The sequence below is a fragment of the Rivibacter subsaxonicus genome (genome assembly GCF_004217215.1).
Taxonomy (GTDB): Bacteria; Pseudomonadota; Gammaproteobacteria; order Burkholderiales; family Burkholderiaceae_C; genus Rivibacter; species Rivibacter subsaxonicus.
This window is the reverse complement of record NZ_SHKP01000004.1, coordinates 682,745-702,746: the sequence shown is the minus strand read 5'-3', so window position 1 is coordinate 702,746 and position 20,002 is coordinate 682,745. Positions and strand designations below refer to the sequence as shown.

The window sequence follows — 20,002 nt, the reverse complement described above, 5'->3', positions numbered from 1 at the left end:
GAGGTCCAGCATCCAGCCGTCAACCTACATAGTCGACTGGCTCTCGGGAAGATCTAGCTGCTGCATCACCGCCTACGAAATCGGCCGTTCCACGCCAGGCTCGCCGCTTGAGCGACCACCGTCTTCCCAGTCCACCCAATCCACTGCATGGGTCAGCAGATAGCTGCTGACGGCGGCACCGATTGTTGGAAAGAAGGCGTTTTCGCCAAGCTGCGCAAAGAGCCCGAATCGCTTCAGTTTGTCCTTGACGGGATCCTTCATCTCGGCGAAGCGCAACTCGATGCCGGACGCGTCCAAGGTTTCGACCAGCTCGGCGAGCATGTCGGCGGAGGTCACGTCCACACTGGTGACCGGTTCCGCCGCAACGGCCAGCCAGCGCACTGGCGTGGGCGATGCGGCCACTGCGTCCAGCGCACGGTCGTTGAACAACTCGGCGTTGGCGAAAAACAAGGGCGCATCCCAGCGAAACAGCACCAGGCCGGGGATGAGTCGGGCGTCGGGATAGCGCTTGATATCGTGGTAGCCCCTGACCCCCTCGGCGCGCCCCAGGACCGCGGAGTACGGGCGCCAGCCGTCCCACAGGAACTCGATGACGGCAATCACGATGGCCAGGACGATGCCCTCGATCGCGCCCAGCACGGCCACGCCGACCGTGCAGGCAATCGAGAGCCAGAACTCCCAGCGCTGGATGCGATAGATGCGTCGCAGGTCGGTGATCTCGATCAGGCCGATGGCCGATGCGATGACGACCGCCGCCAGCGCGCTGGTGGGGAGGTTGCGCAGCAGGTCCGGCGCCACCACCAGCAGCAGGGCCACGGCAAGCGCGCCGATGACTCCGGTCAACTGGGTTCTGGCGCCTGCCGCCTCGGCCACCGGCGTGCGAGACGAACTGCTGCTGATCGGAAAGCCCTGGAAGAATCCGGCGGCCAGGTTGGCGGCGCCAAGGCCCACCATCTCCTGGTTCGGGTCGACATAAGTTCGCGTGCGCGCCGCATAGACACGAGACAGCACGCTGGTGTCGGCGAAGGAGACGATGGCGACGGCGCAGCCACCGATCAGCACGGGAACGATGTCGGCGGTGGTGATCCACGGGATGGCGAAGCCTGGCAGGCCTTGCGGCAGCGAGCCGAGGACCGACACCCCGGCGCCTGCTGCAAGATCCAGCGTACCGACGACGATGGTCGCTCCGACCACCGCGATCAGGATGCCCGGCACGCGCTTGTGACTCTTGAGCAGCAGGATGACCGCCAGGGTGCCCGCGCCGACCATGAACGCGGCCGCGTTGGTCTTGCCATCCATCACCGCCGTGGCGATAGCCCACAAGTTTCTCAGCGGTCCGTCGCTTTCGATTGAAAAGCCGAACAGCTTTGGCAGTTGGCTGATCAAGACCGTCAGCGCGATGCCATTCATGTACCCATAGCGGATCGGCTTGGAGAGAAGTTCGGTGACGAAGCCCAGGCGCGCCACGCCGGCCAGGATGCACACCAGCCCGGAAACGACCGCCATCGCGCCCGCAAGGGCGACTGCGCGCAGCGGGTCGCCGCCGGACAGCGGCAGGACCACGGCGAGGATGACGGCGGCCAGCGAGGAGTCCGGCCCCAGCACCAGAATCCGACTGGGGCCGAACAAGGCATAGGCGAGCAACGGGACGATGGTGGCGTAAAGGCCGTAGATGCCGGGAAGGCCCGACGCCACCGCATAGGCGATGCCGACGGGCACCAGCATCGTGGTCAACACAAGTCCGGCCACGATGTCGTGCCGCAACCAAGCCCATTGGTACCCGCGCAGCGTGCGCAGCCCCGGCAGCCAGCGGCTCCAGCCGGTCCGATCTGCGGCCTGCGCCCGACGCGCAATTCGGCCCGGTTCCGGCGGGGGGGATGAAAGATCCGAATTGCTCACGGCACCGTGGCCGGATTCAACGAACGCGCTGCCGGGGATGACCACGCAACTCGACAAGCCCTTCGTCGACCAACCGGAGAAGCTGCTCCGCCATGCGTTGATCTTGCTGGTCCAGGAGGTCGAGCAGGTGTCTCAGCGGAGTTTCGCCGTTGACCAGTAGCAAGAGGCTGCGCGCTATCGGAGCCAAAGCCCGCTGATTGAAGACAACTTCTCGCTGGCCCGCAGTGGTCCGCGTGTACACGGCGTCGTCCCCCAGGTACTCATCAACCTGCTGTGTGTCGGGGCCGTTTGGATCGGCCTCGAGCGCCAGATCGACTGGCGCGGACATGCCTGCCTCGAAATACCTTGACCTGAACGTGGCTGCATGCACGATGGACCTCGTCAGTATGGAAGCTCGTCCCGAGTCGAACTATGCGCGCAGTTGGGGTGGAGCGATGCGGCGACAGCCTGGATTCGCTTGCGAGGCCCGACCAAGATCGGCGTTGTCAGTCCGAGCCGAGCCATCACGTCATTCCAAGGCCTTCAGCCGCCCAGCGCAATGATGACCGCCATGATGAGCGCCCCCATCAAGACCATCACCAGGCCGGTGCGCCACGGCTTCAGGCCGGCGTAGTGGCCCCAGCGGTTGCCGCAGAGGAAGAGCAGGGCGATCGCGATCGCCCCGGAGAGCCGATGGGCGGTCTGCAGGTCGGCGATGAACATGTACGGCAGCACCACCGGGAAGGTCGATGCGAAGACCAGCGCGAAGATGCCCGCGGCGCCCAGCAGATCGCGTCCGGTCAGCCGCACGCGATCGGCATCCCGCGGTAGTGGTTGGGCGACGATCCACAGCCGTACGCGCTCGAGTTCACCGGCGCCAAAGGCGGCCGAGGTCGGGCCGAGCGCGTGAGCGATCAGTCGATGGGCGTCCTCCGTGCGGTCGGCCTCGCGCACCTTGCGCGCGAGCAACGCCTGGCGGCCACGCTCCACCAGCTTTCGCAGCACATGCATCACACCGTCGACAAACCCCCAGGCCGCGTTGCAGGCGATCGCGGCGATCAGCATCGTGCGCACATCGGCACGGCCCGCCGAAGTCACGCTCAGCGTGCCGGTGAACGACAGCACCATGAAGAGCCCGAACAGGATCTCCGAATTGCGCTCGATCGGGTCGAGGATGCGGCTCTCGTCGAGCAGATCGAGGGGTTGTTGTGGCATGGCGTGCGTCGTTCCCTGTTGTCGGTCAGCGTGGTGCCGGGGCGTCGACAGCGTGGCCGGCGGGGGCGGGTCGCAAATCGAGATCGACGTGCACCACGCCGTCCTCGCGCGAGCTGCGCATCGGCAGGCCGCTGCGCTCGAACACCCTGAGCATCGCGCGGTTCCCGGCCAGCACCTCGGCGTCGAGGCGGGCAATGCCGTGCGTGCGGGCGATGCCTGCCAGCGCATCGAGCAACAGCCGGGCGAGGCCCTGGCCCTGGTAGTCCTCTTCGGTCATGAAGGCCACCTCCGCGCTGGCCAGGCCGTCGGGCCCCGGGTGTACGGCGTAGCTCGCGCCGGCGATGACGGTGTCCTCGTCGGCGGCCAGCGTCACCACGATCGCCGCGCCGCGCCGGCCGTCGCCGCCATGCAGGCGCTCGAGGTCGGCCGCGGCGAGCTGCTCCTTGAACGAGAAGAATCGCGTGTAGACGGACTCGCGTTCGAGCTTGCCGAAAGCGGCAATCACACGCCGGTCATCGTCGGCGCGCGCGGCGCGCACATGAACCGGCGTGCCGTCGCGCAGCACCGCCTGGCGGTCGTAGACAACGGCGTTTTCGTCCGGCATCGGCGGCTCCTCGTCCTTGCTGCAGTCTATCGCCGCCGCTGTTCGTGGCAGCCCCGCAGACGGCTGGCAACGCCGGTGTGTCTTGCCGCTCAGCTTGCCTCGTCCAGCAGCAGCCGATAGCCCACGCCCAGCTCGGTCAGCAGGTGGCGCGGTTGCGCCGCATCGACCTCGAGCTTGCGCCGCAGGTGGGCGACGACGATGCGCACGTAGTGGCCCTGGTCCTCGTAGGCCTTGCCCCAGACCTCGCGCAGCAGCTGGCGCTGGGTCACGACGCGGCCGGCGTTGGCGATCAGCACGCCGAGCAGGCGGTACTCGGTGGGTGTGAGATGCACCTCCTCGCCGCCATCGCCGCGCGTGATGCGGCGCGCGGCGAGATCGACCTGCACCTCGCCGAAGCGCACCAGCGCCGAGGCTTCGTCGCTCGCTCCTGAGCGCCGCCGCCGTAGTTGCGCGCGACTGCGCGCCAGCAACTCGGCAACGCCAAAGGGCTTGGAGAGGTAGTCGTCGGCACCGGCGTCGAGCGCGGCGACCTTGTCCTCCTCGCGCTCGCGCGCCGAGAGCACGAGCACCGGCACGCTGCTCCAGCCGCGCAGTTCGGTGATCAGGCCGAGGCCGTCGCCATCGGGCAGGCCGAGATCGAGCACCACCAGGTCGGGCCGCCGGGTACCAGCCTCGATCAGACCGCGCGCGCGCGTGGCGGCCTCGGCCACCTGCCAGCCCTCGGCTTCGAGCGCCAGGCGCACGAAGCGGCGGATCTGCTCGTCGTCCTCGACGATCAGCGCGGTGGGCTTGGCCTCGCTCATGAGATCGAGTGTGCCTCGGGCCATGCGGCGGGCGCGACACCCAGCGGCAGCCACAGGCTGAACAGCGCGCCGCCTTGCTCGCAACTGCGGCCCTCGAGCCGGCCGTCATGGGCCTCGACGATGGTCCGCGCGATCGACAGCCCGAGGCCGACGCCGGGCGCCGCGGCTTCGCTGGCACCGCGCGTGAAAGCCTCGAAGATCGCGCGCTCCTTGCCGGGTGGCAGTCCGGGGCCGTGGTCGCGCACGTCCAGACGCAGCCGCGCGCCGCCTTGCTCCAGCGCGGCCTCGATCTCGATCGGGCTGCCGTCCGGCGTGTACTTGACGGCGTTCTCGAGCAGGTTGGCGATCACCCGCTCGATCAGCAACGCGTCGATCTCGACCAGCGGCAAGGCCTCGGCCAGCCGCACCTCGACGCGACGACCATCGAGCACCGGCGCCAGCGAGCGGATCGCGCTGCCGATCACTTCCTCGATCGGCATCCAGGCCCGCTTGAGCCGCACGGCGCCGCCCTGGAGGCGTGCCATGTCGAGCAGGTTGTGGACCAGCGCGTGCATCTGGCGCGCGCCGGCGGCCAGGCCCTGCGCCATCTCGCGCTGGGCGCCGGCCAGCGGCGGGCTCGAGCCCTGCAGCGTCTCGGCAAGGCCGACGATGGACGTGAGCGGCGTGCGCAGGTCGTGCGAGAGCGCGGCCAGCAGCGAGTTGCGCAGGCGCTCGCCTTCCATCTGCAGCGAGGTGCGCGAGGCCACCTCCACATAGTGCAGGCGCTCGATGCTGATCGCCAGCAGCGAGGCGCAGGTCTCGAGCAGCTGGCGCTGCTCGGGGATCAGCAACCGGTCGGCGCGCCGCCGCGGCTGCAGCGCCAGCACGCCGCGCACCCGCATCGGCGCCTGCAGCGGCAGGTACAGCACCGCGCTGGCCGGCAGCGTGCCGGTTCCGGGGCCGGCCGGCTCGCCGCGGTCGAGGCACCAGCGGGCGATCTCCAGGTCCAGCGCCACCTCGGGGCCGGCGCCAAAGCGCAGTGGCGCATCGAGGCGGTCGGCCTCGTTCATCAGCAGCAGCGCGCCGGCGGCCTCGAACTCCGCCTCGAGAAAGCGGCCGGCGACCGCCGCCACCTGCTCCGGCATCAGCGCGGCCGTGAGCTCGCGCGACATCTCGTAGAGCGCCTGCGCGCGCGCCTCGCGCCGGCTCGCGACCCGGGCCTGGTAGGTCAGGCCGGCGGTGGTCTGGCCGATCACCAGCGCCACCAGCAGCATCACCGCAAAGGTCAGCAAGTACTGCACGTCGCTGACGGCGAACGAGAAGCGCGGCGGCACGAAGAAGAAGTCGAACACCGCCACACTGAGAAAGGCCGCCAGCACCGCCGGCCCGCGGCCGTAGCGCAGCGCGACGATGACCACCGCGAGCAGGAAGAACATCACCAGGTTGACCAGCTCGAACAGCGACAGCAGCGGCGTCGCGGCCAGTGCCGCCACGCCGCAGATGGCGGCGCTCTTGAGGTAGTCGATCGCAGGCGCCTGAAAGCCGCCTCCCCGCGGCGGCGCCTCGACCGCATCGGCAGCGGCACTGCCGGGCGCCAGCGCCACCTGCACCACGTCGACCTCGGGAGCGAGTTCACCGACGCGCTCGGCCAGTGTCGGCTGCCAGGGCCAGCGCCGGCGCGCGCTGCGACCGATCACCACGCGCGCCAGGTTGTGCTGGCGCGCGTAGCGCACCAGCGGCGCCGCCACATCGGCACCCGAGAGCGTGGCGGTCCTGGCGCCCAGTTCCTCGGCCAGCCGCAACACGCGCAGGATCGCGTCGCGCCGGGGCTGCGGCAGGCGCTGCAGCGCGGGCGTCTCGACGAACACCACATGCCACTCGATGTCGAGCTGTCCGGCCAGCCTGGCGCTGGCGCGCACGATCTTCTCGCCCTGCTCGCGCACCGGGCCGATGCAGGCCAGCAGCGCCTCGCGCGTCGGCCAGACCGCGCTGACGGAACGCTCGCTGCGGTAGCTGCGCATCTCGTCGTCGACGCGGTCGGCGGTGCGGCGCAGCGCCAGCTCGCGCAGCGCCAGCAGGTTGCCCTTGCGAAAGAAGTTGGCAACCGCGCTTTCGGCCTGCTGCGGCAGGTAGACCTTGCCCTCCTTGAGGCGCTGCAGCAGTTCGTCGGGCGGCAGGTCGACGACGACCACCTCGTCGGCCTCGTCGAAGACATGGTCCGGCACGGTCTCGTTGACCCGGATGCCGGTGATGCCGCTGACGATGTCGTTGAGGCTCTCGAGGTGCTGGACGTTCATCGTTGTCCAGACATCGATGCCGGCCGCGAGCAGCTCCTGCACGTCCTGCCAGCGCTTGGGGTGGCGCGAGCCGGCGACGTTGCTGTGCGCCAGCTCGTCGACCAGGATGAGCGCCGGCTTGCGGGCCAGCGCAGCGTCGAGGTCGAACTCCTCGAGCGTGCGCTCGCGGTAAGGCAGTGCACGGCGCGGCAAGACTTCGAGCCCGGCCACAAGCGCCTCGGTCTCGCGCCGCTTGTGGGTCTCGACCAGGCCGACCAGCACCTGCTCGCCCTGCGGCTGCAGCGCACGCGCCGCCGACAGCATCGCGTAGGTCTTGCCGACGCCGGCCGATGCGCCGAAAAAGATCTTGAGCCGTCCGCGCCTGGCATCGGCCTCCTGCGCCTGCACGCGTGCGAGCAGTGCGTCTGGGTCGGGGCGCTCGTCGGTCACAGCCATCCCGCGCGCCGAAACCGCCGCCACAACAACCCGCAGGTCAGCGCGATCAGCCCGAGCGCGAAGGGATAGCCCCAGCGCCACTTCAGTTCCGGCATCACGTCGAAGTTCATGCCCCAGATGCCGGCGAAGGCGGTCGCGACGGCGAAGATGCCGGCCCACGAGGCCAGGCGCTTGATGGTCTCGCCGTCCTCGATGGTCACCATGGACAGGTTGACCTGGATCGCGGTGCCGATCGTGTCGCGGATGCCGTCGAGCGCAGCGTTGATGCGCATCAGGTGGTCGGCCACGTCGCGAAAGTAATGCGTGGTGTTGCTGCACACCGCCGGTACCCGGCCGCCATGCAGCTTGCCGACGGCCTCGAGCAACGGCGCCACGGCATGGCGCAGCACGATCGCGCGGCGCTTGAGCGCGTAGAGCCGCTCGATGTTGGGCCGCGCGGTGCCGCGCGCGAAGATCTGGGCCTCGATCGACTCGAGTTCGGTCTCGAGCAGGTCGAGCTGCGGGAAGTAGCGGTCGACCACCGCATCCATCAGCGCATAGAACACGAAGCTCGAGCCGTGCGCCAGCAGCTCGGGCTCGCGCTCGGCGCGCGCCCGCACGCCGAGGAATCCGGCCGGGCTGTGGTTGCGCACCGAGAGCACGAAGTTGGGGCCGACGAAGACGTTGACCTCGCCCAACGGTGCATCGGCGACCGACACGTCGACCAGGTGCATCACCGCGAAGAGCTGGTCGCCGTACTCCTCGATCTTGGGCCGCTGGTGGCCGTGGCGGGCGTCTTCCACCGCCAGCGGGTGCAGGCCGAACTCGTGCTGCATCTCGTCGAGTTCGGCATCGGTGGCGTCGGCCAGCGCGACCCAGACGAATCGCCTGGGCTGATGCACATGCTCGCTGATCGCCTCGACCGGGATGTCGGCGAGCTTGCGGCCTTCTTCATAGACGACGCAATTGATCAGCATGGCTTGTCCCCTTCCGTGGCGGGACAGATGCTAGCGGGCCGGCAGTGCATCGAGCGCGAGATTGAGTTGCAGCACGTTGACGATCGGCTCGCCGAGGAACAGCCAGGGGCGCTCGGTGTGCTGCTCGACCAGCGCCTGGACCTGGGACAGCGGCAGCTTGCGCATGCGCGCCACGCGCGGCGCCTGCCAGTCGGCCGCGGCGCGGCTGATGTGCGGGTCGAGGCCGCTGGCCGAGGCGGTGACGAGGTCGATCGGCACGGCGGCGCTGTTGTCCGGATCGGCGGCGCGCAGCGCCTCGATGCGTGCCTTGACGTCATCGACCAGCGCCGGGTTCAGCGGACCCTTGTTGGAGCCGCTGGAGGCGCCGGCGTTGTTGGCCATCGGTCCGGTCGCCGAGGGGCGCGACCAGAAGTGCTTCGGGTCGCTGAACGACTGGCCGATCAGCGTGGAGCCGACCAGCTTGCCGTCGCGCTCGATCAGGCTGCCGTTGGCCTGGCTCGGAAACGCGAGCTGCGCAAGGCCGGTGACGGCCAGCGGGTAGAGCACGCCGGTGACGACGGTGAGCGTGGCAAACAGCACCAGCGCGGGACGAATCAGTGTCTTCATCTGGGTTTCCTCGATATCAGAACAGGCCGGCCGCACCGAGCAGCAGGTCGATCGCCTTGATGCCGATGAAGGGCACGATCACGCCGCCGGCACCAAACACCAGCAGGTTGCGGCGCAGCAGCGCGCTGGCGCCAATGGCGCGGTACCTGATGCCCCTGAGCGCGAGCGGGATCAGGAACACGATCACCAGTGCGTTGAAAATCACCGCCGACAGGATCGCGCTGCTCGGGCTGTTGAGACCCATCAGGTTGAGCGCGCCAAGCTGCGGATAGATCGTCACGAAGGCGGCCGGGATGATCGCGAAGTACTTGGCGATGTCGTTGGCCACCGAAAAGGTGGTCAGAGCGCCGCGCGTCATCAGCATCTGCTTGCCGGTCTCGACGATCTCGATCAGCTTGGTCGGATTGCTGTCGAGGTCGACCATGTTGCCGGCCTCCTTGGCGGCCTGGGTGCCCGAGTTCATCGCCACCGCGACGTCGGCCTGCGCGAGTGCCGGTGCGTCGTTGGTGCCGTCGCCGGTCATCGCGACCAGCCGGCCTTCGCTCTGGTGCGAGCGGATGAGCGATAACTTCTGCTCCGGCGTGGCCTCGGCCAGGTAGTCGTCGACGCCGGCCTCGGCGGCGATCGCCGCGGCGGTGAGCCGGTTGTCACCGGTGACCATCACGGTCTTGATGCCCATGCGGCGCAGCTCGGCAAAGCGCTCCTTGATGCCGCCCTTGACGATGTCCTTGAGCTCGATCACGCCGAGGACGCGGGCGCCCTTGGCATCGGCGTCGGCCACCACCAGCGGCGTGCTGCCGCGGCGGGCCACGTCGTCTATCTGCGTCTGCAGCGCGGCCGGCCAGGCGCCACCGAGCGCTTCCACATGCTTGCGGATCGCGTCACCGGCGCCCTTGTGCACCGTGCGGCCCGCGAGCGTGACGCCGCTCATGCGAGTCTGCGCGGTGAAGGCGATGAAGTGCGCACCCAGGCTTTGCAGGTCGCGCTCGCGCAGATTGAACTTCTGCTTGGCGAGCACCACGACGCTGCGGCCCTCGGGCGTCTCGTCGGCCAGCGAGGCCAGCTGCGCGGCGTCTGCCAGTTCGGCCTCGCTCACGCCGGGCGCCGGGATGAAGGCGCTGGCCTGGCGGTTGCCGAGGGTGATGGTGCCAGTCTTGTCGAGCAGCAGCACGTCGACGTCGCCGGCCGCCTCGACCGCGCGGCCCGAGGTGGCGATCACGTTGGCCGCCATCATCCGGCTCATGCCGGCCACGCCAATGGCCGACAGCAGGCCGGCGATGGTGGTCGGGATCAGGCACACCAGCAGCGCGACCAGCACGGTCAGCGAGACCGGTGAGCCGGCGCCCGCCACCTGAACGCTGAACAGCGAGAACGGCAGCAGCGTGACGGTGACGACCAGGAAGACCAGCGTCAGCGCCACCAGCAGGATCGTCAGCGCGATCTCGTTGGGAGTCTTCTTGCGCTTGGCGTTCTCGACCATCGCGATCATGCGGTCGACGAAGGTCTCGCCCGGGTTCACGTCGACGCGAACGACGATCCAGTCGCTCATCACGCGGGTGCCGCCGGTCACGGCCGAGAAGTCGCCGCCGCTCTCGCGGATCACCGGCGCCGACTCGCCGGTGATGGCGCTCTCGTCGACCGTGGCCACGCCCTCTATGACGGTGCCATCGGTGGGAATCAGCTCACCCGCCGCGACCAGCACGACGTCGCCCTTGCGCAGGTTGACGGCCTCGAGCATGTGCCACTCCGAGCCGAACTTCGGCTCCTTGAGCTTCTTGGCCCAGCTCTGCTTCTTCAGGCCGCGCAGCGAGGCCGCCTGCGCCTTGCTGCGACCCTCGGCCAGCGCCTCGGCGAAGTTGGCGAACAGCACCGTGAACCACAGCCACAGCGTCACCGCCAGCACGAAGCCGAAGGGCGCGTCGCCCTGGCCCCCGGCCGCCTGCACCGCCAGCGCGGTGGTGAACAGGCTGCCGACGTAGACCACGAACATCACCGGGTTGCGCCATTGCACGCGCGGGTCGAGCTTCCTGAAGGCATCGACCAGGGCCGGCTTCACCAGCGCCGGGTCGAACAGATTGAATGTCTTGCGAGTCATGATGTTTGACCTGGTATGGCTTAGAGCTTCGGCCAGAGGACGAGGTGCTCGATGACCGGGCCGAGTGCCAGCGCAGGCACGTAGTTGAGCAAGCCGACCAGCAGCACGGTGCCGATCAGCAGCACGACGAAAAGCGGGCCATGCGTCGGCATCGATCCCTCGGTGGCGGCGATGCGCTTCTTGGCCGCCAGCGAACCGGCGATCGCCAGCACCGGCACGATCACGCCGAAGCGGCCGAACCACATCGCAAGGCCGAGCAACCAGTTGTAGAACGGTGTGTTGGCGGACAGGCCGGCAAAGGCGCTGCCGTTGTTGTTGGCGGCACTGGACAGGGCGTAGAGGATCTCGCTGAAGCCATGGGCACCCGGGTTGGCGATGCCGGCGCGGCCGGCCTCGCTCATCACCGCGATCGCGGTGCCGGCCAGCACCAGCACCGGCGTGACGAGGATCGCGATCGAGACCATCTTCATCTCGGCCGCCTCGATCTTCTTGCCCAGGTACTCCGGCGTGCGGCCGATCATCAGCCCGGCCAGGAACACCGCCATGATCGCGAAGATCAGCATGCCGTAGAGGCCCGAGCCGACGCCGCCGAAGACCACCTCGCCCAGTTGCATCAGCACCAGCGGCACCGCGCCGCCGAGCGGGGTGAAGCTGTCGTGCATCGCGTTGACGGCGCCGCACGAGGCGGCGGTGGTGATGGTGGCAAACAGGCTGCTGGCGGCGATGCCGAAGCGGGCCTCCTTGCCTTCCATGTTGCCGCCGGGCTGCGTGAGCGAGGCCTGCTGGTCGGCGCCGGCTGCGGCGAGCAGCGGGTTGCCCTGCTGCTCGAAGTGCGTCGCACCGATGGCGAAGGCGGTGAACATGATCGCCATCGCCGCGAACACCGCCACGCCCTGGCGCCGGTCGCCGACCATCTGGCCGAAGGCAAAGCACAGCGCGCCCGGGATCGCGAAGATCGCCAGCATCTGGAAGAAGTTCGACAGCGCGTTCGGGTTCTCGTAGGGATGCGCCGAGTTGGCATTGAAGAAGCCGCCGCCGTTGGTGCCGAGCATCTTGATCGCCAGCTGCGAGGCGACCGGGCCCATCGCGAGCGTCTGCTCCTGGGTCTTCACTTCCTCGGTGACGGCGGCGCCGGCGGCGTCCTTCAGCGGCTGGCCCTCGGCGTCGAGCTTGGGCACCGAGTAGCTGAGCGTCTCGAGCGTGGTGACCGTCTCGTAGGGCTTGAAGTTCTGGATCACGCCCTGGCTGACGAAGAACAGCGCGAGCACGAAGCTGATCGGCAGCAGGATCCACAGCGTGGCTCGCGTCAGGTCGGCCCAGACGTTGCCGAGCGAGCCCGAGGACTTCGCTGCGAAGCCACGGATCAGCGCGATCACGACGACGATACCGGTGGCGGCCGAGAAGAAGTTCTGGCCTACCAGCGCCACCATCTGCGTCAGGTAGCTCATCGTGCTTTCGCCGCCGTAGCCCTGCCAGTTGGTGTTGGTGACGAAGCTGACCGCGGTGTTGAACGAGGAATCGGGCGACACCGCGCCGAAGCCCTGCGGGTTGAGCGGCAGCAAGCCTTGCAGCCGCTGCGCGCCGTAGACCAGCGCCAGGCCGAGCGCGTTGAACAGCAGCACGCCCAGCGCGTAGGGCTTCCAGCCCATGCCGGCCTCGGGGTCGATGCCAGCGAGCCTGAACAGCGCGCGCTCGACGGGCCTGACGAACTCGAGCCGGCCCTCCATGACGCACACGAGGTAGCGGCCGAGCGGCCACGAGACCGCGAGCACCGCGGCTGCAAATGCGACCAGCAGCATCCAGGCGGAAGCGTTCATCTCAGAACTCCTCCGCGCACAGCAGCGCGAACACGAGGTAGGCGCCGAGGCCGATGGCGACGATCGCCCCGATCACGTAGAGGGCGTCCATCACGCGCGCCCTCCCTTGCTCTTGATCAGCCGCTCGCAGCCGGCGATGGCCGCGCCCATAGCCGCCACCAGGGCGATCAGCGCGGCAATGAAGATGAAGTCCATGTGGTGAACCCTTCCGGGTCGGTGTTCCGATACGGAAGAGTCTGGCCACAAGGCCGTCAAGGCGGGGTAAAGGCGAAGCCGGCGGCCGTAAAGACGGCGTAACGGCGCGCGCTACTGCAACTCGCGCAGCACCGTCAGCGCGTCGGAGTGGAACTCGCGCAGGTAGAGGATCAGGATCACCGCGGCGGTGGCCACCACGAACACCAGCGGCGCGAAGAACCAGCCGATGGCCGCAAAGCTCAGGTAGTAGGCCCGCAGCCCGTCGTTGAAGGTCTCGGCGGCGAGGCCGATCATGCGGGCGGCCCGGTCGGCAAAGGCCTCGCGCACCGCTGCACCCGCCTCGCCAAGCGCCTCGATCTGGCGCGCCTCCGGCACCGAGGCCACGAGCTGCGCGCCGAAGGTGTACTGGCGCATGCTCCAGGTGAAGCGGAAGAAGGCGTAGGTGAAGATCGCCAGCATCAGCACCAGCTTGAGATCGAAGATCAGCGAGGTGGTGCGCGCGACGAACGGGATCTCGCGCACCAGTTCGGTCGCCTTGTCGGTGGTGCCGAGCACGGCCAGCAGGCCGCCGATGATCAGGATCGTGGTCGACGCAAAGAAGCTCGGGCTCGTCGACAGGTTCTGCAGCACCGAGCCATCGAGCATGCGCACGTCGCGGTAGGTGGCCTGCAGCATCCAGTCGCGACGCACCCGCTGCATGGTGCCCAGCAGCGATGGCTGCGTGGCGGCAGCCCGGTGGGCGAAACGCGCATAGCCGATCCAGGCGATGAAGAACCAGGCCAGCGCGGCCCAGTCGGCCCAGGGAAAGACGCGAACGATCGGGGTGACGTACTCCATGCCGCCACTTTAGCGGCGGCGCCGGCTGCGTTGTACGAGCTCAGGCCTTGCGCAGGGCGTTGCTCAGCCTGAGCAGCGCGGCAGCAACACCGTCCACGGACTGCTGTGCCTTGGCGTCGAGCAGCGCGCCATCGGGCCCGAAGGCCTCGCCGGCGCGGACCAGCGCGAACTGCTGCGGCACGATCAGCATGCCGATCGTCAGGCCCAGGAACTGACGCATCAGGTTGAGGCTGCGCAGGCCGCCGAGCGGCCCGGGCGAGCTCGACAGCAGCGCGCATGGCTTGCCGGCGCTCGCGCCGAGACCGGCCGGCGCGCTGCCCTCGGGCTTGAGGCGCGAGAGCCAGTCGAAGGCATTGATCACCAGCGGCGTCGGGAAGCCGTTGTACTCGGGCGTGACCAGCAGCATCGCGTCGTGCGCGAGCAGCGCGTCGCGCAGCGTGCGGGCGCCGTCGGGCACGCCGTGCGCGGCCTCGAGGTCGCCGTCGTAGATCGGCAGGCCGAGCGCGCGCAGGTCGAGTTGGGTGGTCTCGGCACCGGCCGCCGCGAGCGCGGCGGCGGCGACCTTGGCCAGCTTGACGCTGAACGCGCCTTCACGGGCGCTGCCCGCGATCACGAGCACCTTGCTGGCTGCAGCCATCGTCGCCTCCCGTTGCCTGAACGACCTGATGCTAGCCGGCGAAGTGCGCTGCCGTCTCGAGCAGCCGGCCGCCGAAGGCCTTGGCGGTGGCGATGTCGCCCGCGACCATCTCCTCGGGCGAGGCGTCCGACGGAGACACCGTCATCAGCCCGGCGAAGGAGCCGACGTAGTTGATGTCGTCGCGCGTGGCGGCCTTGCTGTTGTTCGGCATCAGCCCGGTGCCCACCCACAGCCCGCTGTGCTGCATGGCCAGCGTCATGAAGTAGTGCAGCGTCGAGTGCTTGTCGCCGTTCATCGTCGCCGAGTTGGTGAAGCCGGCGAAGAGCTTGTTCTTCCAGGCCTGGCGGAACCAGGGCTTGCTGCTGGCGTCGGCGAACTTCTTGAACTGCCAGCTCACCGTGCCCATGTAGGTCGGCGAGCCGAACACGATCATGTCGGCGGCAGCCAGTTGCTCCCAGCCAGCTTCGGGCAGGTTGCCCTCGGCATCGATCTTCAGCAGGCTGGCGCGGGCCGACTCGGCCACCGCCTCGGCAACCTTCTGCGTGTGGCCGTAGCCGGAGTGGTAGACAACGACGATCTTGGAACTGCTGGTCATGAAAGCTTTCTGCGTGAGAGGTTGAACGGGATTCAGGATGTGGCGGGATGGATCGGCGCGAGCTCGCCCATCTCGCCGCGCTGGAAGCGGCGGATCATGTCGTTGACCTCGGTCGGGCCGTTGCCGATGAAGGGGCCGCGCGCGGCCAGCGGCTCGCCGATCGGCGCGCCGGCCAGCAGCACCAGCTGCACGCCCTCAGGCCCGGCCGCCAGCCGCACGACATCGCCGGCGGCGTCGAAGCGCAGCGCATGCGGGCCATCGACCCGATGCCCGGCCAACGCACCGCGCGCGACGATGGCAAAGGCGCTGAAGGCACGCGGCAGCGGCACCTCGAGCGTCGCGTTGGCGCTGAGCGTGATGTCGAGCAGCGTCACCGGCGTGTGGGCGCCGAAGCGCACGCTGTGGCCGGCGAACTCGCCGAGCACCACGCGCACCCGCGCACCTTCGCGCTCGACCACGGCGATCTCGGCTGCGTCGCGGCTGAACGAGGCCGGCTCGGCGTTCTTGTTGGCGGCGGCCGAGTTGACGAAAACCTGCAGCCCGTGCGCGGCCCGGCCCGGGGTGCGCGGCGCCTCGTCGTGCATCGCGCCGCGGCCGGCCTGGAACCATTGCAGGCTGCCGGGTGCGATGAAGTTCTTCTCGCCGAGCGAGGTGCGGTTGAGCAGCCCGTCCGCGCTGTCCTCGAACAGGTAGCTCACCGCCGAGAAGCCGGCGTGCGGGTGCGGCGCGAAGACCGGCTGGCCGAGCTGGAAGTGATCGACCAGCACGAAGGGATCGAGCGCGCGCAGGTCGGCCGGGTGCAGCATCCAGGCGCCGCCGCCCGGGCCGAATTCATGCCAGGGCGTGGCGATCGGCTCGCTGATGCCACGCGCGGTGGCGGTCTGCGGCCGGGTCGGAAGTTCGAGTTGGTTCACTCTGGTCTCCTTGGGTTCAGCGAGCGAGATCGAAGACCAGCACCTCGGCCTGGTCGCCGTTCTCGATCATCAGTTGCGTTTCGCCATCGAGCATGGCCGCGTCACCGGCCTGCAGGCGCTGGCCGTTGATGTCGACCGCACCGCGCACCACGTGCACATAGGCCAGGCGCTTCGGATCGAGGTCGAGCCCGGCGCGCTCCTGGGCGCCGTCGAACAGCCCGGCGTAGAGGTTGGCGTCGGCATGGATCAGCACCGCGTCCTCGCGCGGCACGCGCGCCGCCACCAGCTTGAGCTGGCCGCGCTTGGACGCCGCATCGAAATGCTTCTGCTCGTAGCTCGGCTTGATGCCGCGGGTATGCGGCAGCAGCCAGATCTGCAGGAAATGCGTGGTCCTGTCGGGCGCGTGGTTGAACTCGCTGTGCATCACGCCGGTGCCGGCGCTCATGCGCTGCACGTCGCCGGGAACGATGCTTTCACCGTTGCCCATGTTGTCCTGGTGCGCGAGCGCGCCGTCGAGCACGTAGCTGACGATCTCCATGTCGCGATGGCCATGGGTGCCGAAGCCCCGGCCGGCGGCCACGCGGTCCTCGTTGATGACGCGCAGGTTGCCGAAGCCCATGTGGGCCGGGTCGTAGTAGTCGGCAAAGGAAAAGCTGTGATAGCTCTTGAGCCAGCCGTGGTCGGCATAGCCGCGTTCGGCGGAACGGCGCAGGGTGATCATGGTTCGATGCTCCTTGATGCTGCTGCTGGAGGCACGCGATCTCGCGCCTCGATGGATCCAATGTAGGCAGTGCTCGCCCGATGCAGGCAGAGGCGGCTTGAAGACCTCGTTCAAAGGCCTTGAAGGTCGCCCGATGCGATCTCTCCACCTCGGGGACAATTGCCGCCATGAGTTCCCTGCCGCTCGACCGCCGCAACGCGCTCACGCCCGAGGCGCTGGCGATGATGGACACGATCGCCCGCGCCGGCAGCTTTGCCGCGGCGGCGCGCGAGCTCGGCAAGGTGCCGTCGGCGCTGACCTACAGCGTGCGCCAGCTCGAGGACGCGCTCGACGTGCTGCTTTTCGACCGCAGTTCGCGCCAGGCCCGCCTCACCGCCGCCGGCGACGAGCTGCTGCGCGAGGGCCGGCGCCTGCTGGCCGAGGTCGACGCGGTCGCCAACCGGGTGCGGCGCGTGGCCACCGGCTGGGAGACCCAGCTGACGATCGCGCTCGACACCATCCTCGCTCCGCGCGCGGTCTTCGAGCTGATCGAGGCCTTCTACGCGCTGCGCGTCACCACCAGCGCCAGCGAGCAACCCGAGCCACCACCGACCCGGCTGCGGCTGCGCCACGAGGTGCTCAGCGGCACCTGGGAGGCGCTACTGACCGGCGAGGCCGATCTCGCGATCGGCGGCGCCGGCTTCGGCGATGCCTCGCCCGGCATCGAATGCCTGCCGCTCGGTGACATCGACCTGCAGTTCGCGGTCGCGCCGCACCACCCGCTGGCCAAGCTGCCCGAACCGCTGACGCCGGAGCTGATCGCGCGCCACCGCATCGTCGCGATCGCCGACAGCGCGCACCGGCTGGCGCCGCTGACCGTCGGCGTGCAGCCCGGCCAGGACGTGCTGACCGTGCCCTCGCTGGCGGCCAAGCTCGAGGCGCAGCTGCGCGGTCTCGGCTGCGGCTCGATGCCCGAGCCGCTGCTGCGCCGCCATGTCGCGGCCGGCCGCCTGGTGCTCAAGACCACCACGCTGCCGCCGCGCGCGATCACGCTGCACTACGCCTGGCGCGAGGGCAACGGCGCCATGCCCGGCCTGGCGCTGGCCTGGTGGCTCGATCAGCTCAAGAGCCCGACGACCCGCCGCGCGCTGCTCGAACAGCACGAGGGACTGGTGTTGTGAGGTAGTTCACGGCCCGAGCGACGCGCACGCCGAACGCTGCGCCAGACTTGCGGCACCAAGCACCGTCCCGCCTTTCGCCTCCTTCGCCGCTTCATGAAATCCCGTCAATTGATCGCCGCCACCGCCCTCGCTCTTGCCGGTTCGCTGCCGGCCCATGCCGCCGCCCCGGCCGCCACCGACGATCCGCACCTGTGGCTCGAGGAAGTGCAGGACGCGCGCGCGCTGCAATGGGTGCGCGAGCGCAATGCCGTCACCGAGAAGCGCATCGGCGCCGAGCCCGGTTTCGCCAAGCTGCAGCAGGACCTGCTCGAGGTGCTCGACTCGCGCTCGCGCATTCCGGCCATCCAGCGCATTGGCGACGAGGTCTACAACCTCTGGCAGGACGACAAGAACCGGCGCGGCCTGTGGCGCCGCACCACGCTGGCCGAGTTTTCCAAGTCGGAGCCGATCTGGGAGACCGTGCTCGACCTCGACGCGCTCGGCGCCAAGGAAGGCGTCAACTGGACCTGGGGCGGCGTGAGCTGCCTGGCACCCGAGTACAAGCGCTGCCTGGTGCGCCTGTCGCGCGGCGGCGCCGACGCGGTCGAGGTGCGCGAGTTCGCGCTGCGCGACAAGCGCTTCGTCGAAGGCGGCTTCAGGCTGCCCGAGGCCAAGAGCTTCGCGAGCTGGATCGACGCCGACCACATCTTCGTCGGCACCGACTTCGGCGCCGGCTCGATGACCTCCTCCGGCTACCCGCGCGTCATCAAGCGCTGGCAGCGCGGCACGCCGCTGGCCGCGGCCAAGCCGGTCTTCGAGGGCAAGGCCACCGACACCTGGACCGGCGTCGATGTCGACATCCGCCCCGGCCGCACCACCGTGGCCTTCCAGCGCGCGCCCGGCTTCTTCAGCAGCGAGTGGTTCGTCGAGCGCAGCGGCAAGCTGGTGCGGCTCGACAAGCAGGAAGACGCCAACGTCCAGATCGACGGCGATCGCTTCTTCCTCAAGCTGCGCAGCGACTGGCAACTCGGCAAGCGGCAGTACAAGGCCGGTTCGCTGCTGGTGGCCAACATCGACGACTGGCTCGCGGGCAAGCGCCAACCGCTCGTGCTGTTCGAACCGACACCGGCCCGCTCGCTGGTCGGCTTCGTCGCCACCGGCTCGAGCGTGCTGCTGAACCTGCTCGACGACGTGAAGACCCGCGTCGAGCGCGTGCGCGTGCACGACGGCAAGCTGCTGCGCGAGGCGGTGGCCCTGCCGGGCGCGGCCGGCAGCGCCGGCCTGGTGGCGCTGCACGACCCGGCGCTCGGCGCCAGCGAGCCGCTGGCCGAGCGCTACCTGCTGAGCTACACCGACTTCACGACGCCGACCTCGCTCTGGCTCGGCGACACCGCCGGCAACGCCGAGCCCTTCAAGCTCAAGCAGGTCGAGAGCTTCTTCGACGCCGCCGGCGTGACGGTCGAGCAGGCCTTCGTCGGCTCGAAGGACGGCACCCGCATCCCCTACTTCATCGTGCGCCCCAAGGGCGGCAACAGCGGCCCGCAACCGACCCTGCTCTACGGCTACGGCGGCTTCGAGATCCCGATGCTGCCGGCCTACTCGGGCGCGATCGGCCGCGCCTGGCTGCAGCGCGGCGGCACCTACGTGCTGGCCAACCTGCGCGGCGGCGGCGAGTACGGCCCGCGCTGGCACCAGTCGGCGATCCTCGGCGCCAAGCAGCGCAGCTATGACGACTTCGCGGCCATCGCCGAAGACCTCGTCAAGCGCGGCGTGACGACGCCGAAGCAGCTCGGCATCCGCGGCGGCAGCAACGGCGGGCTGCTGACCGGCGCCACCTTCGTGCAGCGGCCCGAGCTCTTCGGCGCGGTGATCTCGGCGGTGCCGCTGCTCGACATGCGCCGCTATCACAAGCTGCTCGCCGGCGCCTCGTGGATGGCCGAATACGGCAACCCCGACCAGCCGGCCGAGTGGAGCTTCATCTCGCAGTACAGCCCGTACCAGAACGTCAAGCCGGGCCAGAAGTACCCGGCGGTGCTGTTCACCACCTCGACCCGCGACGACCGCGTCCACCCCGGCCATGCCCGCAAGATGATGGCGCGCATGCTGGAGCAGGGCTACGCCGAGGGCGAGCAGGTCTTCTACTACGAGAACATCGAAGGCGGCCACGGCGGCGCGGCCGACAACGCGCAGCGCGCGCACCTGCTGGCGCTGGAGTACGGCTTCCTGTGGCAGCAGCTCGCCGGCGGCAACAAGGCAGCGCACGCGCAGCGCTGAACGGT

At 69.2% G+C, this 20,002-nt stretch carries 18 protein-coding genes; 2 read left to right on the top strand and 16 right to left on the bottom strand.

The window, feature by feature from the left end; genetic code table 11:
- Positions 1-72: 72 nt before the first annotated feature.
- The 16 genes from EV670_RS03210 to EV670_RS03135 all read right to left on the bottom strand — a co-directional run bounded on the left by EV670_RS03210 (position 73) and on the right by EV670_RS03135 (position 16,584).
- The gene (locus tag EV670_RS03210) at positions 73-1,854 is read right to left on the bottom strand and encodes a SulP family inorganic anion transporter (RefSeq protein WP_242616856.1); all 1,782 of its coding nucleotides are present in this window, start codon (positions 1,852-1,854) and stop codon (positions 73-75) included.
- A gap of 61 nt (positions 1,855-1,915) precedes the next feature.
- The gene (locus tag EV670_RS03205) at positions 1,916-2,227 is read right to left on the bottom strand and encodes a hypothetical protein (RefSeq protein WP_130430356.1); all 312 of its coding nucleotides are present in this window, start codon (positions 2,225-2,227) and stop codon (positions 1,916-1,918) included.
- A gap of 194 nt (positions 2,228-2,421) precedes the next feature.
- Complete coding sequence (locus EV670_RS03200) at positions 2,422-3,093, bottom strand: VIT1/CCC1 transporter family protein (RefSeq protein WP_130430355.1); 672 nt, start codon at positions 3,091-3,093, stop codon at positions 2,422-2,424.
- Between the two features lie 25 nt (positions 3,094-3,118).
- Entirely contained in the window at positions 3,119-3,697 is a 579-nt protein-coding gene (locus EV670_RS03195; protein WP_130430354.1) for a GNAT family N-acetyltransferase, read from the bottom strand.
- A gap of 89 nt (positions 3,698-3,786) precedes the next feature.
- Entirely contained in the window at positions 3,787-4,500 is a 714-nt protein-coding gene (kdpE, locus tag EV670_RS03190; protein WP_130430353.1) for a two-component system response regulator KdpE, read from the bottom strand.
- Positions 4,497-7,211 carry a two-component system sensor histidine kinase KdpD gene (gene kdpD, locus EV670_RS03185; protein ID WP_207224988.1) on the bottom strand — a complete coding sequence of 905 codons (2,715 nt, stop codon included), beginning with the start codon at positions 7,209-7,211 and terminating at the stop codon, positions 4,497-4,499. The genes kdpE and kdpD overlap by 4 nt, the downstream gene beginning before the upstream one ends.
- A complete protein-coding gene (locus tag EV670_RS03180; protein ID WP_130430352.1) occupies positions 7,202-8,167 on the bottom strand; it encodes a magnesium and cobalt transport protein CorA in 966 nt (321 codons plus the stop codon). Before EV670_RS03180 ends, kdpD begins: the two co-directional genes overlap by 10 nt.
- A 30-nt stretch (positions 8,168-8,197) precedes the next feature.
- On the bottom strand, positions 8,198-8,773 hold the full coding sequence (gene kdpC / locus EV670_RS03175; protein WP_130430351.1) for a potassium-transporting ATPase subunit KdpC: 576 nt from the start codon (positions 8,771-8,773) through the stop codon (positions 8,198-8,200).
- Between the two features lie 16 nt (positions 8,774-8,789).
- Positions 8,790-10,868, bottom strand: coding sequence for a potassium-transporting ATPase subunit KdpB (gene kdpB / locus EV670_RS03170; protein WP_130430350.1), 2,079 nt, complete (start codon positions 10,866-10,868; stop codon positions 8,790-8,792).
- 20 nt (positions 10,869-10,888) lie between these two features.
- The gene (kdpA, locus tag EV670_RS03165; protein WP_130430349.1) at positions 10,889-12,685 is read right to left on the bottom strand and encodes a potassium-transporting ATPase subunit KdpA; all 1,797 of its coding nucleotides are present in this window, start codon (positions 12,683-12,685) and stop codon (positions 10,889-10,891) included.
- A 1-nt stretch (position 12,686) separates the two neighbouring features.
- Positions 12,687-12,776, bottom strand: a complete 90-nt coding sequence (gene kdpF / locus EV670_RS03160; protein WP_130430907.1) for a K(+)-transporting ATPase subunit F — start codon at positions 12,774-12,776, stop codon at positions 12,687-12,689.
- Between the two features lie 215 nt (positions 12,777-12,991).
- Positions 12,992-13,717, bottom strand: coding sequence for a DUF599 domain-containing protein (locus EV670_RS03155; RefSeq protein ID WP_130430348.1), 726 nt, complete (start codon positions 13,715-13,717; stop codon positions 12,992-12,994).
- A gap of 40 nt (positions 13,718-13,757) precedes the next feature.
- Positions 13,758-14,354 (bottom strand): NADPH-dependent FMN reductase, encoded by a 597-nt coding sequence (locus EV670_RS03150; RefSeq protein ID WP_130430347.1) that lies wholly within the window; start codon positions 14,352-14,354, stop codon positions 13,758-13,760.
- A 31-nt stretch (positions 14,355-14,385) separates the two neighbouring features.
- Complete coding sequence (locus EV670_RS03145) at positions 14,386-14,949, bottom strand: flavodoxin family protein (RefSeq protein WP_130430346.1); 564 nt, start codon at positions 14,947-14,949, stop codon at positions 14,386-14,388.
- 32 nt (positions 14,950-14,981) lie between these two features.
- Entirely contained in the window at positions 14,982-15,863 is an 882-nt protein-coding gene (locus EV670_RS03140) for a pirin family protein (protein ID WP_130430345.1), read from the bottom strand.
- A 16-nt stretch (positions 15,864-15,879) separates the two neighbouring features.
- Positions 15,880-16,584 carry a pirin family protein gene (locus EV670_RS03135; RefSeq protein WP_130430344.1) on the bottom strand — a complete coding sequence of 235 codons (705 nt, stop codon included), beginning with the start codon at positions 16,582-16,584 and terminating at the stop codon, positions 15,880-15,882.
- A 167-nt stretch (positions 16,585-16,751) separates the two neighbouring features.
- On the opposite strand from EV670_RS03135, the gene EV670_RS03130 reads away from it, so the two are divergent.
- Together EV670_RS03130 and EV670_RS03125 are read left to right on the top strand one after the other, a co-directional pair.
- A complete protein-coding gene (locus EV670_RS03130; RefSeq protein WP_130430343.1) occupies positions 16,752-17,744 on the top strand; it encodes a LysR family transcriptional regulator in 993 nt (330 codons plus the stop codon).
- A 93-nt stretch (positions 17,745-17,837) separates the two neighbouring features.
- A complete protein-coding gene (locus EV670_RS03125) occupies positions 17,838-19,997 on the top strand; it encodes a prolyl oligopeptidase family serine peptidase (RefSeq protein WP_130430342.1) in 2,160 nt (719 codons plus the stop codon).
- Positions 19,998-20,002: the final 5 nt, after the last annotated feature.

What these genes read in the sequence shown, in the direction of transcription:
- EV670_RS03205 (WP_130430356.1), bottom strand. Translation starts at nt 2,227, where the DNA reads ATGTCCGCGCCAGTCGATCTGGCGCTCGAGGCCGATCCAAACGGCCCC.
- EV670_RS03200 (WP_130430355.1), bottom strand. Translation starts at nt 3,093, where the DNA reads ATGCCACAACAACCCCTCGATCTGCTCGACGAGAGCCGCATCCTCGAC.
- EV670_RS03195 (WP_130430354.1), bottom strand. Translation starts at nt 3,697, where the DNA reads ATGCCGGACGAAAACGCCGTTGTCTACGACCGCCAGGCGGTGCTGCGC.
- kdpE (WP_130430353.1), bottom strand. Translation starts at nt 4,500, where the DNA reads ATGAGCGAGGCCAAGCCCACCGCGCTGATCGTCGAGGACGACGAGCAG.
- kdpD (WP_207224988.1), bottom strand. Translation starts at nt 7,211, where the DNA reads ATGGCTGTGACCGACGAGCGCCCCGACCCAGACGCACTGCTCGCACGC.
- EV670_RS03180 (WP_130430352.1), bottom strand. Translation starts at nt 8,167, where the DNA reads ATGCTGATCAATTGCGTCGTCTATGAAGAAGGCCGCAAGCTCGCCGAC.
- kdpC (WP_130430351.1), bottom strand. Translation starts at nt 8,773, where the DNA reads ATGAAGACACTGATTCGTCCCGCGCTGGTGCTGTTTGCCACGCTCACC.
- kdpB (WP_130430350.1), bottom strand. Translation starts at nt 10,868, where the DNA reads ATGACTCGCAAGACATTCAATCTGTTCGACCCGGCGCTGGTGAAGCCG.
- kdpA (WP_130430349.1), bottom strand. Translation starts at nt 12,685, where the DNA reads ATGAACGCTTCCGCCTGGATGCTGCTGGTCGCATTTGCAGCCGCGGTG.
- kdpF (WP_130430907.1), bottom strand. Translation starts at nt 12,776, where the DNA reads ATGGACGCCCTCTACGTGATCGGGGCGATCGTCGCCATCGGCCTCGGC.
- EV670_RS03155 (WP_130430348.1), bottom strand. Translation starts at nt 13,717, where the DNA reads ATGGAGTACGTCACCCCGATCGTTCGCGTCTTTCCCTGGGCCGACTGG.
- EV670_RS03150 (WP_130430347.1), bottom strand. Translation starts at nt 14,354, where the DNA reads ATGGCTGCAGCCAGCAAGGTGCTCGTGATCGCGGGCAGCGCCCGTGAA.
- EV670_RS03145 (WP_130430346.1), bottom strand. Translation starts at nt 14,949, where the DNA reads ATGACCAGCAGTTCCAAGATCGTCGTTGTCTACCACTCCGGCTACGGC.
- EV670_RS03135 (WP_130430344.1), bottom strand. Translation starts at nt 16,584, where the DNA reads ATGATCACCCTGCGCCGTTCCGCCGAACGCGGCTATGCCGACCACGGC.
- EV670_RS03130 (WP_130430343.1), top strand. Translation starts at nt 16,752, where the DNA reads ATGAGTTCCCTGCCGCTCGACCGCCGCAACGCGCTCACGCCCGAGGCG.
- EV670_RS03125 (WP_130430342.1), top strand. Translation starts at nt 17,838, where the DNA reads ATGAAATCCCGTCAATTGATCGCCGCCACCGCCCTCGCTCTTGCCGGT.